At 35.8% G+C, this 17,668-nt stretch carries 20 protein-coding genes and 1 pseudogene; 3 read left to right on the plus strand and 18 right to left on the minus strand.

Annotation, left to right across the window (positions count from 1 at the left end):
* Positions 1 to 136: 136 nt before the first annotated feature.
* The 18 genes and pseudogenes from proC to FNW21_RS15175 form a co-directional block, all read right to left on the minus strand.
* Complete coding sequence (gene proC, locus FNW21_RS15090; protein WP_144257586.1) at positions 137 to 913, minus strand: pyrroline-5-carboxylate reductase; 777 nt, start codon at positions 911 to 913, stop codon at positions 137 to 139.
* 12 nt (positions 914 to 925) lie between these two features.
* Positions 926 to 2,275 (minus strand): magnesium transporter, encoded by a 1,350-nt coding sequence (mgtE, locus tag FNW21_RS15095; protein ID WP_144257587.1) that lies wholly within the window; start codon positions 2,273 to 2,275, stop codon positions 926 to 928.
* Positions 2,265 to 3,044: a 16S rRNA (adenine(1518)-N(6)/adenine(1519)-N(6))-dimethyltransferase RsmA gene (gene rsmA / locus FNW21_RS15100; RefSeq protein ID WP_144257588.1), complete on the minus strand. Its 780-nt coding sequence runs from the start codon at positions 3,042 to 3,044 to the stop codon at positions 2,265 to 2,267. Before rsmA ends, mgtE begins: the two co-directional genes overlap by 11 nt.
* A gap of 216 nt (positions 3,045 to 3,260) precedes the next feature.
* Entirely contained in the window at positions 3,261 to 3,572 is a 312-nt protein-coding gene (locus tag FNW21_RS15105; RefSeq protein WP_144257589.1) for a DUF4286 family protein, read from the minus strand.
* A gap of 149 nt (positions 3,573 to 3,721) precedes the next feature.
* Positions 3,722 to 5,500 (minus strand): tetratricopeptide repeat protein, encoded by a 1,779-nt coding sequence (locus FNW21_RS15110; RefSeq protein ID WP_144257590.1) that lies wholly within the window; start codon positions 5,498 to 5,500, stop codon positions 3,722 to 3,724.
* 76 nt (positions 5,501 to 5,576) lie between these two features.
* Positions 5,577 to 5,951: a YbbC/YhhH family protein gene (locus tag FNW21_RS15115; RefSeq protein WP_144257591.1), complete on the minus strand. Its 375-nt coding sequence runs from the start codon at positions 5,949 to 5,951 to the stop codon at positions 5,577 to 5,579.
* 84 nt (positions 5,952 to 6,035) lie between these two features.
* Positions 6,036 to 7,307, minus strand: a complete 1,272-nt coding sequence (serS, locus tag FNW21_RS15120) for a serine--tRNA ligase (RefSeq protein WP_144257592.1) — start codon at positions 7,305 to 7,307, stop codon at positions 6,036 to 6,038.
* Positions 7,308 to 7,535: 228 nt separating this feature from the next.
* Positions 7,536 to 8,075, minus strand: coding sequence for a DMP19 family protein (locus tag FNW21_RS15125; protein ID WP_144257593.1), 540 nt, complete (start codon positions 8,073 to 8,075; stop codon positions 7,536 to 7,538).
* 231 nt (positions 8,076 to 8,306) lie between these two features.
* Positions 8,307 to 9,341, minus strand: coding sequence for a recombinase RecA (gene recA / locus FNW21_RS15130; RefSeq protein ID WP_144257594.1), 1,035 nt, complete (start codon positions 9,339 to 9,341; stop codon positions 8,307 to 8,309).
* Positions 9,342 to 9,543: 202 nt separating this feature from the next.
* The gene (locus FNW21_RS15135) at positions 9,544 to 10,179 is read right to left on the minus strand and encodes a hypothetical protein (protein ID WP_144257595.1); all 636 of its coding nucleotides are present in this window, start codon (positions 10,177 to 10,179) and stop codon (positions 9,544 to 9,546) included.
* A 57-nt stretch (positions 10,180 to 10,236) separates the two neighbouring features.
* The gene (locus tag FNW21_RS15140; RefSeq protein WP_144257596.1) at positions 10,237 to 10,578 is read right to left on the minus strand and encodes a HepT-like ribonuclease domain-containing protein; all 342 of its coding nucleotides are present in this window, start codon (positions 10,576 to 10,578) and stop codon (positions 10,237 to 10,239) included.
* Entirely contained in the window at positions 10,571 to 10,870 is a 300-nt protein-coding gene (locus tag FNW21_RS15145; RefSeq protein ID WP_144257597.1) for a nucleotidyltransferase family protein, read from the minus strand. Before FNW21_RS15145 ends, FNW21_RS15140 begins: the two co-directional genes overlap by 8 nt.
* 63 nt (positions 10,871 to 10,933) lie before the next feature.
* Positions 10,934 to 11,008 (minus strand): annotated as a pseudogene (locus tag FNW21_RS16600) (acyl-CoA thioesterase); the annotation flags it as partial.
* Positions 11,009 to 11,023: 15 nt separating this feature from the next.
* Positions 11,024 to 11,317 (minus strand): helix-turn-helix domain-containing protein, encoded by a 294-nt coding sequence (locus FNW21_RS15155; RefSeq protein ID WP_185963945.1) that lies wholly within the window; start codon positions 11,315 to 11,317, stop codon positions 11,024 to 11,026.
* A gap of 10 nt (positions 11,318 to 11,327) precedes the next feature.
* Positions 11,328 to 11,666: a type II toxin-antitoxin system RelE/ParE family toxin gene (locus tag FNW21_RS15160; RefSeq protein WP_144257598.1), complete on the minus strand. Its 339-nt coding sequence runs from the start codon at positions 11,664 to 11,666 to the stop codon at positions 11,328 to 11,330.
* A gap of 77 nt (positions 11,667 to 11,743) precedes the next feature.
* On the minus strand, positions 11,744 to 12,253 hold the full coding sequence (locus FNW21_RS15165) for an acyl-CoA thioesterase (protein WP_144257599.1): 510 nt from the start codon (positions 12,251 to 12,253) through the stop codon (positions 11,744 to 11,746).
* A 219-nt stretch (positions 12,254 to 12,472) separates the two neighbouring features.
* A complete protein-coding gene (locus FNW21_RS15170; RefSeq protein ID WP_144257600.1) occupies positions 12,473 to 12,856 on the minus strand; it encodes a DoxX family protein in 384 nt (127 codons plus the stop codon).
* 9 nt (positions 12,857 to 12,865) lie between these two features.
* Positions 12,866 to 14,014 (minus strand): DNA polymerase III subunit, encoded by a 1,149-nt coding sequence (locus FNW21_RS15175; protein ID WP_144257601.1) that lies wholly within the window; start codon positions 14,012 to 14,014, stop codon positions 12,866 to 12,868.
* Positions 14,015 to 14,275: 261 nt separating this feature from the next.
* Here FNW21_RS15175 and FNW21_RS15180 point away from each other — a divergent pair, with 261 nt between their 5' ends.
* The 3 genes from FNW21_RS15180 to FNW21_RS15190 all read left to right on the plus strand — a co-directional run bounded on the left by FNW21_RS15180 (position 14,276) and on the right by FNW21_RS15190 (position 17,656).
* Complete coding sequence (locus FNW21_RS15180) at positions 14,276 to 15,388, plus strand: sensor histidine kinase (protein WP_144257602.1); 1,113 nt, start codon at positions 14,276 to 14,278, stop codon at positions 15,386 to 15,388.
* The gene (locus tag FNW21_RS15185; RefSeq protein WP_144257603.1) at positions 15,385 to 16,074 is read left to right on the plus strand and encodes a LytR/AlgR family response regulator transcription factor; all 690 of its coding nucleotides are present in this window, start codon (positions 15,385 to 15,387) and stop codon (positions 16,072 to 16,074) included. The genes FNW21_RS15180 and FNW21_RS15185 overlap by 4 nt, the downstream gene beginning before the upstream one ends.
* 178 nt (positions 16,075 to 16,252) lie before the next feature.
* Positions 16,253 to 17,656, plus strand: coding sequence for a DUF3500 domain-containing protein (locus tag FNW21_RS15190; protein WP_144257604.1), 1,404 nt, complete (start codon positions 16,253 to 16,255; stop codon positions 17,654 to 17,656).
* Positions 17,657 to 17,668: the final 12 nt, after the last annotated feature.

The following is a 17,668-nucleotide window of genomic DNA, read 5'->3' on the forward strand; positions in this document are numbered from 1 at the left end:
ATTTTGAGGAAAAATTATTCGATAGGCTAGTAATAGCAAGCATTACAGGGTTATGACTAAAAACGGACAATCAAAAATTATTTAATAACAAGTATGTTTAGTCCTAAACATACTTGTTATTTTTTTACAGAAAAATTTATCCCTTAATCTGTTTCAAAGAAGTCTTGATTCCTCTAATCAATGAGGAGCTAAATCCGTGCATTTCCATCTCATTTAATCCAGCAATGGTACAGCCTTGCGGCGTAGTCACACGGTCAATTAATTGTTCTGGATGTCCTTTTTCTTCTAGGAGCATTTCGGCGGCACCTTTTACGGTTTGTGCGGATATGGCTAGTGCGGTTTGCCAGTCAAATCCTATTTCGATTCCGGCTTGCATCGAGGCACGAATGTATCGCAAGGCAAATGCGGTTCCGCTGGCGGCTAGCACGGTGGCGGCATCCATGAGTTTCTCGTCGATGATTGGGGCAGTTCCTAAATCCTGAAACAAGGCGACTACGCTTTGTGCTTTGTCTTTGTTTTTTTCGTGAAAAGCAATACAGGTTGCCGAAGCGCCAAATTGAGAAGCGATATTGGGCATGATTCTAATGGCACTATTGGTTTCTCCAATCTTGTTTTGCAAGTTCTCTATAGACAATCCGCTCACAGCTGAAGCGATTATTTTTGATCCAATAACGGGAAGGATTTCGGCCAAAACGGTATCGACTTGATAAGGTTTTATAGTCAAAATAATGATATCGGCGTCTTGAATTTGGTATTTGTTATCTGTGGATACCGTAATACCTAATGCTTCAAGATACAGGATACTCGCTGTATTACGGCGGGTTACTGTAACTTGATTTTCAGGCGAAAATTTTGCTATTCCTAATGCGATAGAAACGCCTAGGTTTCCGCCTCCTATAATGTGTACTTTCATTTTGTATAAATTTTAAAACCCTAAAATCATTTGTGCAATCCAAAAATAAAGAATAATTCCAAATACATCATTTGTAGTTGAAACGAATGGCCCAGTTGCAATAGCGGGATCAATTTTGTTTTTGTTTAAAAAAAGTGGGACTAATGTTCCCAAAGTCGCCGCAAATAAAATCACAACTACCATCGAAATAGAAATTGCTAATCCCACCTTAAACTGTCCGTACATAAACGTATGATAGCCCAATAACATAAGCGAAATTATAGTTCCAGAAATCATCGCAACAGCAATTTCTTTGCTAAAATAATCACGACTAAATTCTTTTAAACTTCCGTTTGCCAAACCTTGAACCACAATGGCAGAAGCTTGCACCCCAATATTTCCCGCTGTTGCAGAAAGCAAAGGCACGAAAATAATCAAAGTGGAATATTTTTGAAAGGCACTTTCATTACTTTTTAAAACAAACGAAGCTATAATTTCAATGACCATTCCTATTAAAAGCCAAGGCAAACGTGCTTTTGTCAATTCGAGAATACTATCGCCAGCTTCAACGTCTTGGGTAATACCTGCTGCCAATTGGTAATCCTGATCGGCTTCATCCTTGATTACATCCACAATATCATCTATGGTAATTCTACCAACTAATCGTCCCAATTCATCAATTACTGGAATGGCTTCTAAATCGTATTTTTGCATAATACGAGCCACCTCAACGTCTTCGGCATCTACTCTTACCGAATTTAATTTTTTGATGTAAACTTCGCTAATTGGTGTTTTTGCTGATGTTGTCAATAAATCTTTTAATGATAAACGCCCTAATAATCTATCTTCTTCATCGACCACATAAATAGAATGCACCCTAGAAATATTCTCTGCCTGAATACGCATTTCTTTGATACAGGTCAGCACATTCCAGTTTTCGTAGACTTTTACCAATTCTTTGTGCATAATTCCACCTGCGGTATCTTCTTTGTAACGCAGCAAATCAACAATATCTTTGGCGTGTTCCACGTCCAAAAGTTCAGAAATTACTTCTTGCTTTTTGCTTTGCGAAAGTTCTGCAATAATATCGGCGGCGTCATTGGTCTCTAATTCATCAAGCTCTTCAGCGATTTCTTTTGGCGAAAGCCTACTTAATATTTTCTCCCGCAAATCATCTTCTAATTCTAATAGGATTTCGGCGGTTTTTTCGCTGTCTAAAACCTTGAAAATATAAGTTGCCTCGTCAAAATCGAGTTCGTCAAGAATTTCTGCAATATCAGCGTGGTGCAGATCATTCAGCAAAACGCCCAATTGCAGGTCGTTTTTACTTAAAATAAGTTGCTCTAATTCTTGTATTAGTTCTTTGCTGATTTTAAACTCCATCGGCTTCAATTTTTTGGGTCAATGCTATAAATTGCTCCACGTTAAGTTGTTCTGGTCGAAGGTTAAAAACTTCATCTTCTCTCAAACTATCAGACAAATTTAATGTTTTTAAACTATTACGCAAGGTCTTTCTGCGTTGTTGAAAAGCGGTTTTTACGACTGTGAAAAATAGTTTTTCGCCGCAAGGCAAACTGTAATCTGCTTTTCTGCGCAAACGCAAAACGCCCGATTTCACTTTGGGTGGCGGATTAAAAACGTGTTCGTCTACGGTAAATAAATATTCGGCATCATAAAAAGCTTGTGCCAAAACGGATAGGATTCCGTAGGCTTTGGTTCCTTTTTTTTCGCAAATGCGTTCGGCTACTTCTTTTTGGAACATCCCCGCAAATTCGGGGATTTGATCGCGGAGTTCCAAGGTTTTGAAAACAATTTGCGTGGAGATATTATACGGAAAGTTCCCAATTATGGCGAATTGTTTCCCCTGAAAAACTTCGTTGATGTTGTATTTCAAGAAATCCTTGGAGATGATTTTATCCTTTAGTTTGGGGTAATTCTCATCTAGGTACGTTACCGATTCGGTATCAATTTCGATGACATAGGTATTGATTTCTTTCTCCAAAAGGTATTTGGTCAACACTCCCATTCCAGGACCAATTTCTAATACATCGTCGTAGCCTTCGAGATTCAAGGTATCGGCAATGGCTTTGGCAATGCTTTCGTCTTTCAAGAAATGTTGTCCGAGGTGTTTTTTGGCTTTTACTTTTTCCATAATTGTTTGTTTTTTGGCTGTGAAAGCACAAATGTTATTTTACCGCGAAGGCACAAAGGCGTGAAGTTTTTATTTTTTAATACTATATTCAATGGGACACGGATGATGCGGATTTCACTGATAAACACGGATTTTTTTAAATTCTAAATTAAAAATTTGTGTAAATCTGTTTTATCCGTTCAATATCCGGCTAATTATTTACAAATTGAACACTTTTTAATGCTCACTAATCACTTCCAACTCCGTTCTAAAAGCTAGCATTTTATCCCCAAATAATTTCAATCCTTCCTCCCGAAAAACAGCCCCCTCTTCTTGGTAATATTTTTGTAGCGTTTCTCTACTGTCAGTTGTGTATTGCACGGAATACGTGACGCCGCCCATTTCTTCTTCGATTAAAACCCGAACCATTCGTGCCGAAGAGAATTTTCCTGTAGCCAACATTTCGGGAATGTGCTTGTGTTGCATCCAAATCATCCATTGGTCGTGAACGCTTTCGTGTATATTTGTGGTAACGTTGTATATAATCATTTTTTAAAAGTATTAAGATTGGTGAATTAAGCAGTAAGACTTTGACAGAATTATCTATCTGTTTCTCTCAATTCTAATTCTGAAATCTGTTTTTCTATATTCTAATCTCTATGTTCTACGGTCTGAAATCTGAAATCCGCAGTCTAAAATCACAAATTTTTATCTCCTCGCAATTCCCTATATTTCTTTCGTGCTTCGACAAAATATATGCTGTCTTCGTGGCTAAAAATTATTTTCTCGTACAACGGTTTTGCCTTTTCGGGTTCGTGTAACTTATTGTTCTCCATTTCTGCCGAAAAATACAATGCTTCGTCTATGTAAATTCCGTCGCTGTGATGATTTATGATTTCTTGGTATTGGGCTAAAGCCAAAGTATATTCGCCTGATTTTTCGTAAATTTTACCCAACCGCAATAACGTTACCGCTTCAATCTCTTGCCCTTTGAAGTTTTTTATAATCGATTGAAATTGTGCAATCGCTTCTTGATTTCGGTTTTGATATACCAAATAGTCGCCTTTGGCAAATTGTTTCAAGGCTGTTAGTGTCGAATCAGCGGCGGTATTATCGTTGATGAGCAGGAAATATTCCAGCGCATCATTGGCAATCAACTGTGTATTGGCCGCTTTTAATTCCTTGAATTGTTTCAATGCCCACACAAAATCGGTTTTGAAATAACTGGTTTTGGCGGCCTTTAAACTTGCTTCGTGCGCCACGACATCATTCTTTAAATCCAATTCAATTTGCGAATAATAAATCAAGGCTTGGTTGAATTTCTCTTCGTAAAGCAAAATATCTGCCAGTTCCATTTTGGCTTGAGCCGTTTCATAATCATTCAATTGCAATTCCAACGAATGCTGTACGATTGCTTTTCCGTCTTCGGGTTTTTTTAGATTGAAAGCTACAAAATGCGCTTGAATCAATTGCAAGGACAAGGTGGCTGGCGTTATCCCAAATTGTTTTAGCAAGCCATCCAAATCCGAATGGATACTCGTTTCGTCTTTGGGTTGTGCGGTGGCAATTCTCATTTTTATCAAATAGGAATTGGCTTGAATGAGCAATTCTAAATCGGTAGTATTATCTAAAACGAAGCCCAAAATTTCTTTTGCAGCCTCGGGATTATCCTCTTCAATGGCGAGTTGTCCCAGATTGACAATGTTTGCCAACGATTGTGGGTTGCGTTTGTAAATGGCTTTTTCTTGAATAAAAGCTTTCTCAAATTCTTTTTGCTGAACATAAAACCAACTCAAATAGCGGTTCCAAAAAACGTCTTGGTTTTTTTGTGTTCTAATAACCAATGCTTTTCGCAAGCTGTCGCTAAAGGCCGCATCGCCTTCATCAGTCATAAACCGCGCCAACTGATTCTGAATCAAAATCGAGTTTTGAGGATTGGTGTAGGCTTCGTCGAGAAAAGTGTTGATCATCATTTCGGTGTTGCCCAATTGTCCATAAAGCAAAGCCATTTGGTACTTAAAATTCAAATTCGAATCTAATGCTGTGGCGGTTTTATAGGCTTTTAAAGCGTATTCCAACAATACTTTTCCTTCAAAAGCATTGGCAATTGCGTAGACTTCATTGGGGTTTTTCTGGATTTTTTCCAAAGCTTGATCGTAATAACTCTTGGCTTTTTCTTCCTGTTTTTGCAACTGAAAATTATAGCCCAACTCGACCAACAAAGTGCTTTGTTTGTAAGTATCTATTCGTTTATTAATGGCTTTTTCGGCAACATCAAATTGCTGTAATTGCTGGTAACAATCTATGGTTCGTAGAAAATATTGCGCGTTTTGAGGCACACTTTGTACTAATTCTAGGTAACTTATTTTGGCTTTCTCAAAATCGCCTTTGTCGTAATAATACTGTGCCAATTGCTCGTTTTGCGAGAAACAAACCAATGAAAAAAACAGGGCGATATGTAGAAAGAGTTTTTTCATTGATTTCGAAAATTATTTAACCATATAAGGCATTTAAGGTCATTTAAGTACCAATTAAAAATTAGATACAGTACTACTATTTTCCATGAGTTATTTTTAGAACTTGAGCATTTTTAGCATCAATAATAATTAAAAAAGTTCCTCCTAAACTTCCTTCAGGTAAAGTCCCTGAAATAATCCAATAATTTTTTATTAAATATTCTTCATACGGTTTTTGTCTTTCAATATTTTCTTTTCCATAAATTTCAAAAAGAATGGCTTCTGCAATTTCAATTGCTGTTTTACTTTCCTTTATAATTAACTCTTTATTGTCAACAACATTATGTCCAGCTTTTTTAGCCAAGACTGCATCCAATTCTTCTTTTGAATATTTTTCACCTAAAACAGTTCTTTTATTTTGGGCAAAAGAATTAATTGTAAAAGCCAAAAAAATTACCAGTAAATATTTCATAAGTCTTTTTATAATATGATTATTTCAAAATTACCAATCAATACAACACTTAAATGACCTTAAATGCCTTATATGGTAAATTTTTTAATCAATAATATCAAAACCACAATAGCTTCGCAAAACCTCTGGAATTACAATTCCTTCTGCGGTTTGGTAATTTTCTAAAATCCCAGCTAAAACTCTTGGCAAAGCGAGTGAACTTCCGTTTAAGGTGTGCGCCAATTGGTTTTTTCCGTCTTTGTCCTTGAAACGCAATTTGAGACGATTCGCTTGAAAAGTCTCAAAATTAGAAACAGAACTGATTTCTAACCAACGTTCTTGCGCCGTAGAATACACTTCGAAATCATACGTCAAAGCTGATGTGAAACCCATATCGCCACCACAAAGACGCAATATTCTATACGGTAATTTCAATTCCTGCAAAATGTTTTTTACGTGCTCCACCATTCCTTCTAGGGCTTCGTAGGATTTGTCGGGATGTTCCACTCGCACGATTTCGACTTTGTCAAATTGGTGCAAACGGTTTAATCCTCGAACGTGTGCTCCGTAAGAACCCGCTTCCCGACGGAAACAAGGCGTATAAGCGGTAGTTAAAACGGGCAATTCGTTTTCGTTCAGAATCACATCCCGAAACAAGTTCGTTACGGGAACTTCTGCTGTTGGAATCAAGTACAAATCATCGGTTTTGTCGTGGTACATTTGCCCTTCTTTGTCCGGCAATTGTCCCGTTCCATAAGCCGAAGCTTCGTTGACCATGTGCGGTACTTGAACTTCGTTGTATCCTGCAGCGGTGTTTTTATCCAAGAAATAATTAATTAAGGCACGTTGCAATTTGGCTCCTTTTCCTTTGTACACCGGAAATCCTGCGCCTGTAATTTTATTTCCTAATTCAAAATCGATGATGTCGTATTTTTTGACCAAGTCCCAATGTGGTTGTGCGCCTTCGTGCAAAACAGGAATCTCACCTTCTTCGAAAACATTTAAGTTTTCTTCGGGTGTTTTTCCAAAAGGCACAATATCAGCGGGAAGATTGGGTAACGTGTATAATTTTTCTAAAAGTTCAGCAGCAAGTCTGTCGGCAGTTTCGGCCAACGTTTTGCTTTTTTCTTTTAGCAGCACTGTTTTTTCTTTTAGAATGGCAGCTTTTGATTTTTCGCCCGCTTTCATCAATTCGCCTATGTCTTTGGATAATTTATTAGATTCGGATAAAATTCCGTCCAAGGCCACTTGTGTAGCGCGACGGCGTTCGTCTAATTGTACCACTTCTTGAACAACACTTGTGGCATCGATATTTCTTTTTGCCAAAGCGGTAATTACTTTCTCCTGATTTTCTCTAATAAATGCAATTTGTAACATATCCTTTATTTTTTTAAACGCTAACTTTTATAATAATAGTAGCAAATTTAAGGAAATGTTTGGTAGGAATGAGACAAAAAAATAGTCAAAAGGCGAAAGTCTTAAAGTCATAAAGTCAACCACTAGGAAACATCCTTATTTTAACATCATTTATTAATGCTGAAAAGACAATTGATTGCAATATAAATCACCTTAAGACTTTTATGACTTGCGACTTTTGACTTAAATTTACTCCCTTTTAATCTCGTGACCCACAAATTCTTCTAAAGTGGCAAACATTTCATCGACAGAAAGCACTTCGAAATCGGGGTGGGTTTTTAGAAAATTAGCGTTCAAAGTCACTAGATTTTCATCTAATTCGAAAAAAGTATCGTTGTTGAGCAAATCCCGAGTGGGATTGACGCCTTCGAGTTTTCCTTTGAGGAATTTATTGAGCTTGACGCTGCTCATTAGTTTTACTTTTTTGGCTTTTTGTTGAAATAATTCCAAATGCTTTTCGGCTCCAATTAAAGCCAAACCTTCTTCGATTAATTCATTTAACTCTTTATCCCAACCAGAACTGTGTACAAATTGTGCAAAGTTCCCCGCAACATATTGGGAATAATAATAGTCTAAATAATAACTCATCAAGGCGTCTTCGTGAATGAATTCGTCGTCGATTTGCTCCTCTCGAAGTAAGTTGATTACCGAAATATTAGAATGAATCACATCTTGAAGGTTCTCACTATTGAAGGCTGTTTCTGAAACTAATATTCTACCGAATTCCATGGGGTTTTGTGTTTAAAGATTTGGCAAATTTCCGTTAAATAAAAACAGAAAAAAAATTTTAAACCCTCTTAATTTTGGTAATCTGCTGTCATTTGGATTTGTTATAAATCGGAATTCATTTTCAAAGACAAAACACGCTCTTGAACAACTGTTGCGTTTGACGTACTCTTTTTTTTCCAAAAAAAAAGAGCGCACCGTAGTGAACTCTTTTCAGTATAAAATGGAATTTATTTAGGCGTTTGCCAATTCCTTGATGTGTGCTTTGATTTTCGCTTCTAATTCATCGGCCAATTCAGGATTATCTTTTATGAGTCCTTTTACAGCATCACGACCTTGACCTAATTTGGTATCACCGTAACTAAACCAAGAACCTGCTTTTTTGACAATTTCAAACTCTACGGCAAGATCCAAGATTTCGCCTGTTTTGGATACGCCTTCTCCGTACATAATGTCAAATTCGGCTACTTTAAACGGCGGTGCTACTTTGTTTTTGACCACTTTTACTTTGGTTCTGTTTCCAAGTACGTTATCCCCATCTTTTATTTGTGTCGAACGACGAATATCCAAACGCACCGAAGCATAAAACTTCAAGGCATTTCCACCCGTTGTCGTTTCTGGATTACCAAACATTACACCTATTTTTTCTCTCAACTGGTTGATAAAGAAAACAGTACAATTTGTCTTACTGATTGTTCCCGTTAATTTCCTTAAGGCTTGCGACATCAAACGAGCGTGTAAACCCATTTTAGAATCACCCATTTCGCCTTCTATTTCACTTTTGGGAGTCAAAGCGGCAACGGAGTCAATGACAACAATATCAATCGCACCAGAACGAATTAGATTCTCGGCAATTTCTAGTGCTTGTTCCCCATTATCGGGTTGTGATATGATTAAATTTTCGATATCTACACCTAATTTTTCGGCATAATTTCTATCAAATGCGTGTTCTGCATCTATAAAAGCGGCGATTCCACCTGCTTTTTGCGCTTCGGCAATGGCGTGCAAGGTTAATGTTGTTTTTCCAGATGATTCTGGGCCATAGATTTCTATAATTCTACCTCTTGGATAACCACCAACTCCTAATGCTAAATCGATTCCCAAAGATCCAGACGAAATACTTTCTACCTCTACAATGGCTTTGTCGCCCATTTTCATTACAGTTCCTTTTCCGTAGGTCTTATCTAGTTTATCTAGCGTAAGTTGTAGTGCTTTTAACTTGGCTTCTTTTTCCGAATTCCCTTTTTCTGAACTCACCTTTTCTTTCATCTTTTCTTTCCTCTATTTTTTCTGGTTTCTTAAATTTTTAGAACATTCCGTTTGAGTATTTCAATTGGATTGCTGTTTCTATTTCGTAAAATTACTTCTTTTTTTGGAAGTGACAAGGGGAATGTTTTTACAAAAAAATGTTTTTTATATTTTTTAAAATTCGATGCTTTTTTGGATTTTTTACTTGATAAAATAATAATGGCTATTCGTACGTTTCTATTTTCTTTTGTTTTAATAATGTTCTAATGACGCTATGCAAAACATTTGTATTCCAATCTTCTTTATAACTATAACCTCTATTTATCTCGGAAGGATTGTCAATAGAATAAATCGAAAAATAGGAACGATACCCTCTGGTTCTAATTTTATCCCAAGGAATAACCACTTTTTTTTGATTAAAAATACCACTAATATTTAGTTCAAGACAGTCTTTTGTAAACAAAACATCACCAATTGAAAATTCCTCATCCCTATTGTGTTTGTTGATAAAATTATGAATAATATCTTCAAAATAATAATTCCATAATTCAGTTAGAATTTCAGTGTAAAACTTGTGAAGAATATTTTTTTTTCTACCCAAATAGGATCTGAAACTAATTTTTATAACTTTATTTTCTTTGCTACGAACAAATATTTGATATTCTCTACCATAAGTCAGTTCAAACCGAATCCAACGAATACCAAACCGATAATCAGTAATCGCCTCTTTTTCGAAAAGGGTAAACAAGTCATTTCCAAAATCCTTGTCTTCAAATTGCAAGTTTTTCGGATTAAATAGCAAACGCCTTTGTTTTCCGTCTTTAAAACTTCTTTTGAAAACAAATTCTTTTTCTTCCATTGCTTATTTTGGTGTTTTTTAAACAAACAACGCTTTCAATTCGGTAGCTTCTTCGGGTTATTGTTCTCCTAATAAAAATTCAACTTCTTTTTGCAAAACAGGCAGATTTTTAATTACAATTCCCCAAATTACATCATCTGAAACCGAATCGTAACCGTGAATTATTCGGTTTCGAACGTCAACAATCTTTCTAGAATTTGAAATTTCAATTTCCCTATCTTCTTTTAGAATTCGGCTCATGGCTTCTCCAATAATTTCGATATTTCGTTCTATGGCACGTTTTGTTCTCAAATCATTTTGATAGATTTCAAACATTTTTGGTGTTTCTAGAAAATAGCTTTCGATTTCGTTAATAGAGCTTAAAATGTCAAATAACCAAGTTTTGACAACGTTATCCATAAATCATTTTTTTATTTTGATTTAACGTTATTCTAAAGTAAGGATTTTTTATTGCTTTTTCTTCTAAAAGGTCAATATTTCTTTCTAAAACATTTTCCAGAGAAAATTTAAGGTTGTAATAATTATCACCATAATCAAGAACATCTAATGGCTGAAAATCAACTATAAAATCAACATCGCTTTCGTTATTGAATTTATCTGTCAAAACAGAACCAAAAGCATACAAAGATTTAACTTTATGTGCCTTGCACAAGTTTTGAATATCTTTATTATGGCGTTCTATTAAGTTCATTTTCTAAAAATTAGAATTTCAAAATTACACAAAAAAACAGTCAATTTCTACTTTTATAGCTTTTTAAACAAACAACACTTTCAACTCAGTAGCCTCCTCTGGTTTCATTTTTCCGGCTAAAACTAAACTCAATTTTTTGTTCCAGCACTATTTTTATTTAAAAGAAAAAGTTACTTTTTTTCCAAGTCCAATTTCCAAAAGTTTATAAAGTGTTGACAATTGAATATCGCTATGTCCATTTTCAATTCTAGAGATAAAACTTTTTTTTGTGCCTGTTTTTTCGGCAAGCTGTTCTTGGGTTAAATGCGCTAGAAGTCTTTCTTCTTTAATCATTTCGCCAATTGAAAATGCTTTTGCTTTAATTTCAAATTCAGCACGTTTTATAGAGCCTACTTCTCCATAACGCTTATCAAGATGATTTTCGAAAGTTGTTGTGTTTTTTATCATTGTTTCCCTTTTATTTTTCATTAAAATATTCGGCTTTTAATTTCTCGGCTTTATCAATTTCTGATTTTGGTGTTTTTTGTGTCTTTTTTTGAAAACCATTGAATAATACTACCAAACAACCATCATCAAAACAACAAAATATTCTATAAATATTGCTACCAAGTTCTACTCTAACTTCATAAAGACCATTGGTTCCCTCTATATGCTTCAGGAATTTTCTTGGAACTCTTTCAATAACAGTTATTAAAAACAAGACCTCATCAATTTTATTTTTCACTTTTTCAGTTTGCTTTTCAAAGAAATCTTCGAAATGATTTTTGTAAAAATGAATTTGTCTAATTTTTTCCATTAAACAAAGTTAACTAATTATGGAACATGAAGCGGTGTTTTTTTTTAAATTAAACAAACTATTCCATTTGGAGTGTTTCACACAAACAACGCTTTCAATTCGGTAGCTTCTTCGGGTTTCATTTTTCCGGCTAAAAGTAAACTCAATTGTTTGCGTCTCAAGGCATCGTCATAGCGGTGTTTTTCGAGTTTTGTTTGGGGAATTATTTGTGGGACTTCTACGGGTTTTCCATTTTCATCTACGGCTACAAAGGTATAAATGGCTTCGTTAGCTTTGGTTCTTTCGCCAGATTCGCGGTCTTCATTCCAAACATCAATGTAGATTTCCATCGAAGTTTTGAAAGCTCGAGACACTTTTGCCTCAATAATAACAACGCTTCCCAAAGCAATCGATTTGTTGAAAGCCACATGATTGACGGATGCTGTTACCGAAATATGTCGCGAATGCCGTCCCGCCGAGATGCTAGCCGCGCGATCCATTCGAGCCAATAATTCGCCACCAAAAAGATTGTTCAATGCATTGGTTTCGCTTGGTAAAACCAAGTCGGTTAGGATAGTTAAGGATTCTGAAGGGTATTTTGGGGTCATTTTTTAAGAATTTATTGAACCATATAAGGCATTCAAGGTCATTTAAGTTTGTTGTTATCGAGCTTCAAAAAGGGTATTAATATAATTTATTGAACCATATAAGGCATTCAAGGTCATGTAAGTTTGTTGTTTTTAGTGCAAAATCACCAAGTATACATTAATTTTTTTTAAGAAATTGATGTTTTTTATTGACATTGATATTTGCCATCAATTCTTTTTCTAATTCAGCCAATACACCGCCATTACAGCAGGAATAAAGTAGATGACTATGGTTCTTGCTCCGTCATAATCCTTGGCTAATCGTTGCCCAAAAAGCATCATTAGCAACGTAATACTCGAAAAAATAGCACCATAAAAACCAAAAGTTCTTCCGTTGTTTACCAACAGTTCGATGACACCCACCACGCACAAAATCCCAGAAATTAACTCCAGTATTACCAGATGAATTAGTGCAAGCGGCACCAAGTTTTTGAGCCTCGTTTTGGCAAAATGACCTTTTAGCCAATCGATAGTATCTTTCCAATAAAAGAGTTTTTCATAACTGGATTGTATGAAGGTCAGGGCCAAAAAAATCAAAAGTAAAATAGAAGCGGTATTGTTCATGAGTAATAATTATTTTTTATGGATTAAACGAGTCAGTTTTATAGACAAGTCGGTTAGGATTATTTTAGCGTTTCCATTGCGTTCAATATGATACATCGCATCCGATAGTTCCTTGAAAATATCATTGATGTTGTTGCCCGTGACAAAGGGAGCAAAGTTTTCTAATTTGAATTTGTCGACATTTGGTTCAATATACACTAATGCTTTGGCTTCATAATTCAACAGCAACGCTTGACGGAACATTTCGATGCAAAATTCGAGAAATTTCTTTTGGGTTTCTCGACCTAAACCAGCAATTTGTTCGCTCCAAAGAATCAAATCCTGAATCGCTGCGGCATTTCCTTTGGCTTTAAAAGCGGCACGAACCCAAGTCACAAACCATAAATCAAACGGATGTTCCTGATTGTTATCTTGCAATAAATGCAAGGCTTTGTTGTAGTTTCCTTGTGCTTGATGGGCAATTGTCAAGGCTTTTTTGGACTCGACTTGTTCTCTTTCGACTAATGCTTGGGCAATCACTGTTTCGCTCAAACCATTAAAATGTAGGATTTGACAACGAGATCGAATGGTTTGTATAATGTCCTCTTCGTTTTGTGAAATGAGGATAAAGACCGTTTTTTCGGGTGGCTCCTCGAGGAGTTTTAGGAGTTTATTGGAGGCTGCAATATTGAGTTTATCGGCCATCCAAATAATCATTATTTTGTATCCTCCTTCATAGGATTTTAACGCCAATGATTTTAAAATTTCCTGTGCATCGTCAACACGTATTTCGCCTTGTTTGTTTTGAACACCTAAAAGTGAATACCAATCGAACAAACCTCCGTACGGATTTTGAGCGATAAACTTGCGCCAATCGGCAATAAAATCAATACTTTTAGGACTTTTCTTGACTTCATCGGTAGTTACTGTGGGGTACACAAAATGTAAATCAGGATGCGAAATTTTTTGGAATTTAAGGTTACAACTTTCGTTCAAACCCGTGTTTTCACCGCCTTGATTATTGCACAAAATGTATTGTGCATAGGCAATAGCCATAGGCAAAGTGCCACTTCCCTCTGGACCAACAAACAATTGTGCATGCGGAATCCTGCCTAAATTGGCGCTGGTGGTCAAATGACTTTTGATGTGAACTTGTCCTAGTATTTCAGAAAATTGCATGAAGCAAAGATAACAGAAATTGGTAGAGTCAAAAATTTTAGATTGCAAAGTTTTAGTGACCCAAAATGAGATTCCTATTGCTTTCCGTTTTTTTGGTTTTACATTACTTTATGTAAAAAAGCATAGGATGTTTTGTTGTTATGATAAAAGGAATTAATTTCGAGTTTAACTTTTAAATTGCCGCAAGAAATAGGTTTTTTACCGCAATAATTAGAATGGGACTTGGCGATGTTTTAATTTTGAAAATCAAATTTGTAAAAAATGAAAAAAACTACTTCTTTTTATCTCATGCACTTGGGTTTGTGCATGACATTTTTGTTTTTGCCCTATGCTTTTACATCCTCCGGCGGGATTTTTAGTTTCCCCAATTTATCGAGTAATGGTCATGACCGAATTTATTTTCTAATTTATTTTTTGTTGTTGCTTTTTTTTTATTTCAATTATTATTACTTGATTCCAAAATTTTATTTCGCTCAAAAACAGCTGTTTTACGGCTTTATTTTGATTATTTTCTTGATGTTTTTTCTTGGGATTTCTAGTTTTTTTGATGGTGCTGATCATAATTTTTTGGATTCAGGCAAGCAAATACCTCCAGTTGAGCAGGGATCACCAGAGGTTGCAGATGGATTCAACCCCAATCAAAATTTCAACTTTAGAAAAGAGCGACCACCTAAAATGGACTCTTTTGATGAATCGCATGCACCGCCTACACAGTACAACCATACTATTTTGGTTTATTTGATAGGAGTTATTTCGAGTTTGTTTTTGGCCATTAAGAACAGGTTGGAAAAAGTCGAAAAAGACAAAATGAAATCAGAAATATCGTTTTTGAAAGCGCAAATTAACCCTCATTTTTTATTCAATACCTTGAATAGTATTTACGCTTTGGCTATAAAAAAATCCGACAAAACCGCCGATGCTGTGGTGCAGTTATCCGAATTAATGCGGTATATTATTACCAATGCAAATGATGATGTCATAGCATTAGAGAAAGAAATAAACTACATCAATAACTTTATAGAACTACAAAAAACACGCCTAGGCAACACCGTAACCATTGATTATAGTATGCAAGGAGCTACTTTTGGCAAAGCAATTACGCCACTTATTTTGATTTCGTTTATCGAAAATGCGTTTAAACATGGCGTAAATCCTAATGAGAATTCCAAAATAGGTATTCGCATTACCATTGTTGGCGATTATTTAACGCTATTTGTTTCTAATTATAAAGTAGACAATTTAGAATCAGATAGCGGTATTGGACTTCAAAACACGATTGAAAGACTCTCGCTTTTGTATCCTAAAAATCACGTATTAACCATTGACGATAATCCAGATAATTACACGATAAACTTAACCCTAAAAGTAGGATGATAACAGCTATTGCTCTTGATGACGAACCACTTGCGTTAGATATTTTGCAAAATTTTTGTGCAACTATTGAAGATATTGACCTTCAAAAAACATTTACCAAGTCCGAAGATGCTTTTAAACACCTAAAAAAATACCCTGTCGATTTGCTCTTTTTAGATATCAACATGCCATCTATTTCGGGGATTGATTTTTATAAAAAGTTGCCACACAAAACGATGGTTATTTTTACAACCGCTTATTCCGAATATGCTGTCGAAGGATTTACCTTGAACGCAACCGATTATATTTTGAAACCATTTTCGCAAGCAAGATTTCAGCAAGCGGTCGAAAAAGCAGTGGCACAATGGAAATTACAAAATCAAAATCCCGAGCAACCTTATTTATTTATTCGTGCCGATTACAGTTTGATAAAAATCCTAATTTCGGATATTTTATTCATAGAAGGATTAGATGATTACTTGAAAATTCACATTCAGAACCAAAAAACAATTGTTGCCAGAATGACTTTGAAATCCATTTTGGAAAAACTTCCTACTCCAGAATTCATACGAGTGCATCGTTCCTTTATTGTTCCTATTTCTAAAATTGAAAAGGTTAGAAACAAAATAATCTACATCCATCAAGAAGAAATTCCGGTAAGTGCGAGTTACGAAACAGTATTTTTCGACCAGCTCAACAAGCAATAAAAGTATTTTTTATGTGTCAAAAAATTAGAAAAAAAAGAATACAATTAGTTGTTTTACCTCTTAAATTCTTTAGAATACCTCAAAATTTTTTATAAAATACAGAATTAAATACTTTTACAAAAGAATTGATGTTTGAGTACAAATAAACAATCGATTATCTAAACCAAATTTTAAAAAAATGAAAAAAACAAAATTAATTTTATTAGGAGCTATGGCTTTCCTATTAACAATTGTAATTGCTTGTAGCAAAGACGATGATTCCTCTAGCAGTTCAGCCTCTGTTACGGCACTTACTTCTGAATCTGCTGTTTTTTCGGCAACGGCTACCATTAATGTTACATATTCAGGAACAGCTACACTTCCTTATACTGGAGGTAACGGGGCTACCTATTCAGCAGGAACAGCAGTTGCTTCAACAGGAGTTACAGGTTTAACGGCTACATTGGTAGCAGGAACATTGGCAAACGGAGCTGGCAACTTAACGTACACGATTACAGGAACCCCTACATCGTCAGGGACTGCCAGTTTTGTAATTACATTTGGAGGACAAACAGTTACAATTACTTTGACAGTAAATGCTGCAAGTACCACCAGCTGCAGTTCTGCAACAGGTATTACAAAACTTATTTGTTTGTGCGATGCCTTAAAAGCCTCGCTTACATCAACACAAGTTGCAGCTATGCAAATAAGTTATGCTTACGCTTCTATAATAAAATGGTCTAATTTTCCTGATGCTATTTACGGAAACCGTGTGGGACTAAAACTTAGTGGATTGACTACTGCTCAAAAAACATTAGTATTAGCACTATTGCAGGAAATATCTGGTAGCACCAGCAATGAAGGTTATGAGGAACTAGTTCAATTACTAGCAGCAGACAACTATCTTGGTGGTAGCGATTATGGCGAAGCATATTATCACATTGCTATTTTGGGTACGCCTGCAAGTACTGGCACTTTCGAAATATATTTTGGCGGTCACCATACACAACTTTCCAATACTTATGTCAATGGTTCATTAGTTGGAGCCACACCGTCATTCAGAGGTGTAGAGCCTTGTACTTACGGGACTTCACTCTCTTTTTCTAAAGCAGTAAATAGCAGCAGTACTGCAACTGCAATCATTCCGATGAATCAGGAAGCTACTGCATTCAATGCTTTACTTACTGGACTTAGCAGTACCAACTTGGCCACTGCCAAACAAAGCACTACTTATAGTGATATAGTTTGCGGACCTCAAAAAGACTGGAGCTTCCCAACTACCAAACTAGGTGTAAAAGGTAGCGCAATGACTTCAACAGAACAGGGATTAATGTTGGCGGCAATTAAAACTTATGTAAATGACCTTAATGCCACAGATGCTGCTGCTTTCATCACACTATACACTAATGAGTTAAGTGATACATACGTCGCGTACTCGGGCAGCACAGGTCTTGCTACCAAGTATGACTATTTAAGGATAGATGGACCTCACGTATGGATTGAGTATTCCGTAGGAAGCAGCATTGTATTATCCAGTCCTGCTACCCATCCTCACTCTGTATGGAGAGATAGAACTACCGATTACGGTGGTACTAAACAATAGTCAGCATCGCAA

The organism is Flavobacterium restrictum, from assembly GCF_007097245.1.
In the GTDB taxonomy this organism is placed as follows: Bacteria; Bacteroidota; Bacteroidia; order Flavobacteriales; family Flavobacteriaceae; genus Flavobacterium; species Flavobacterium restrictum.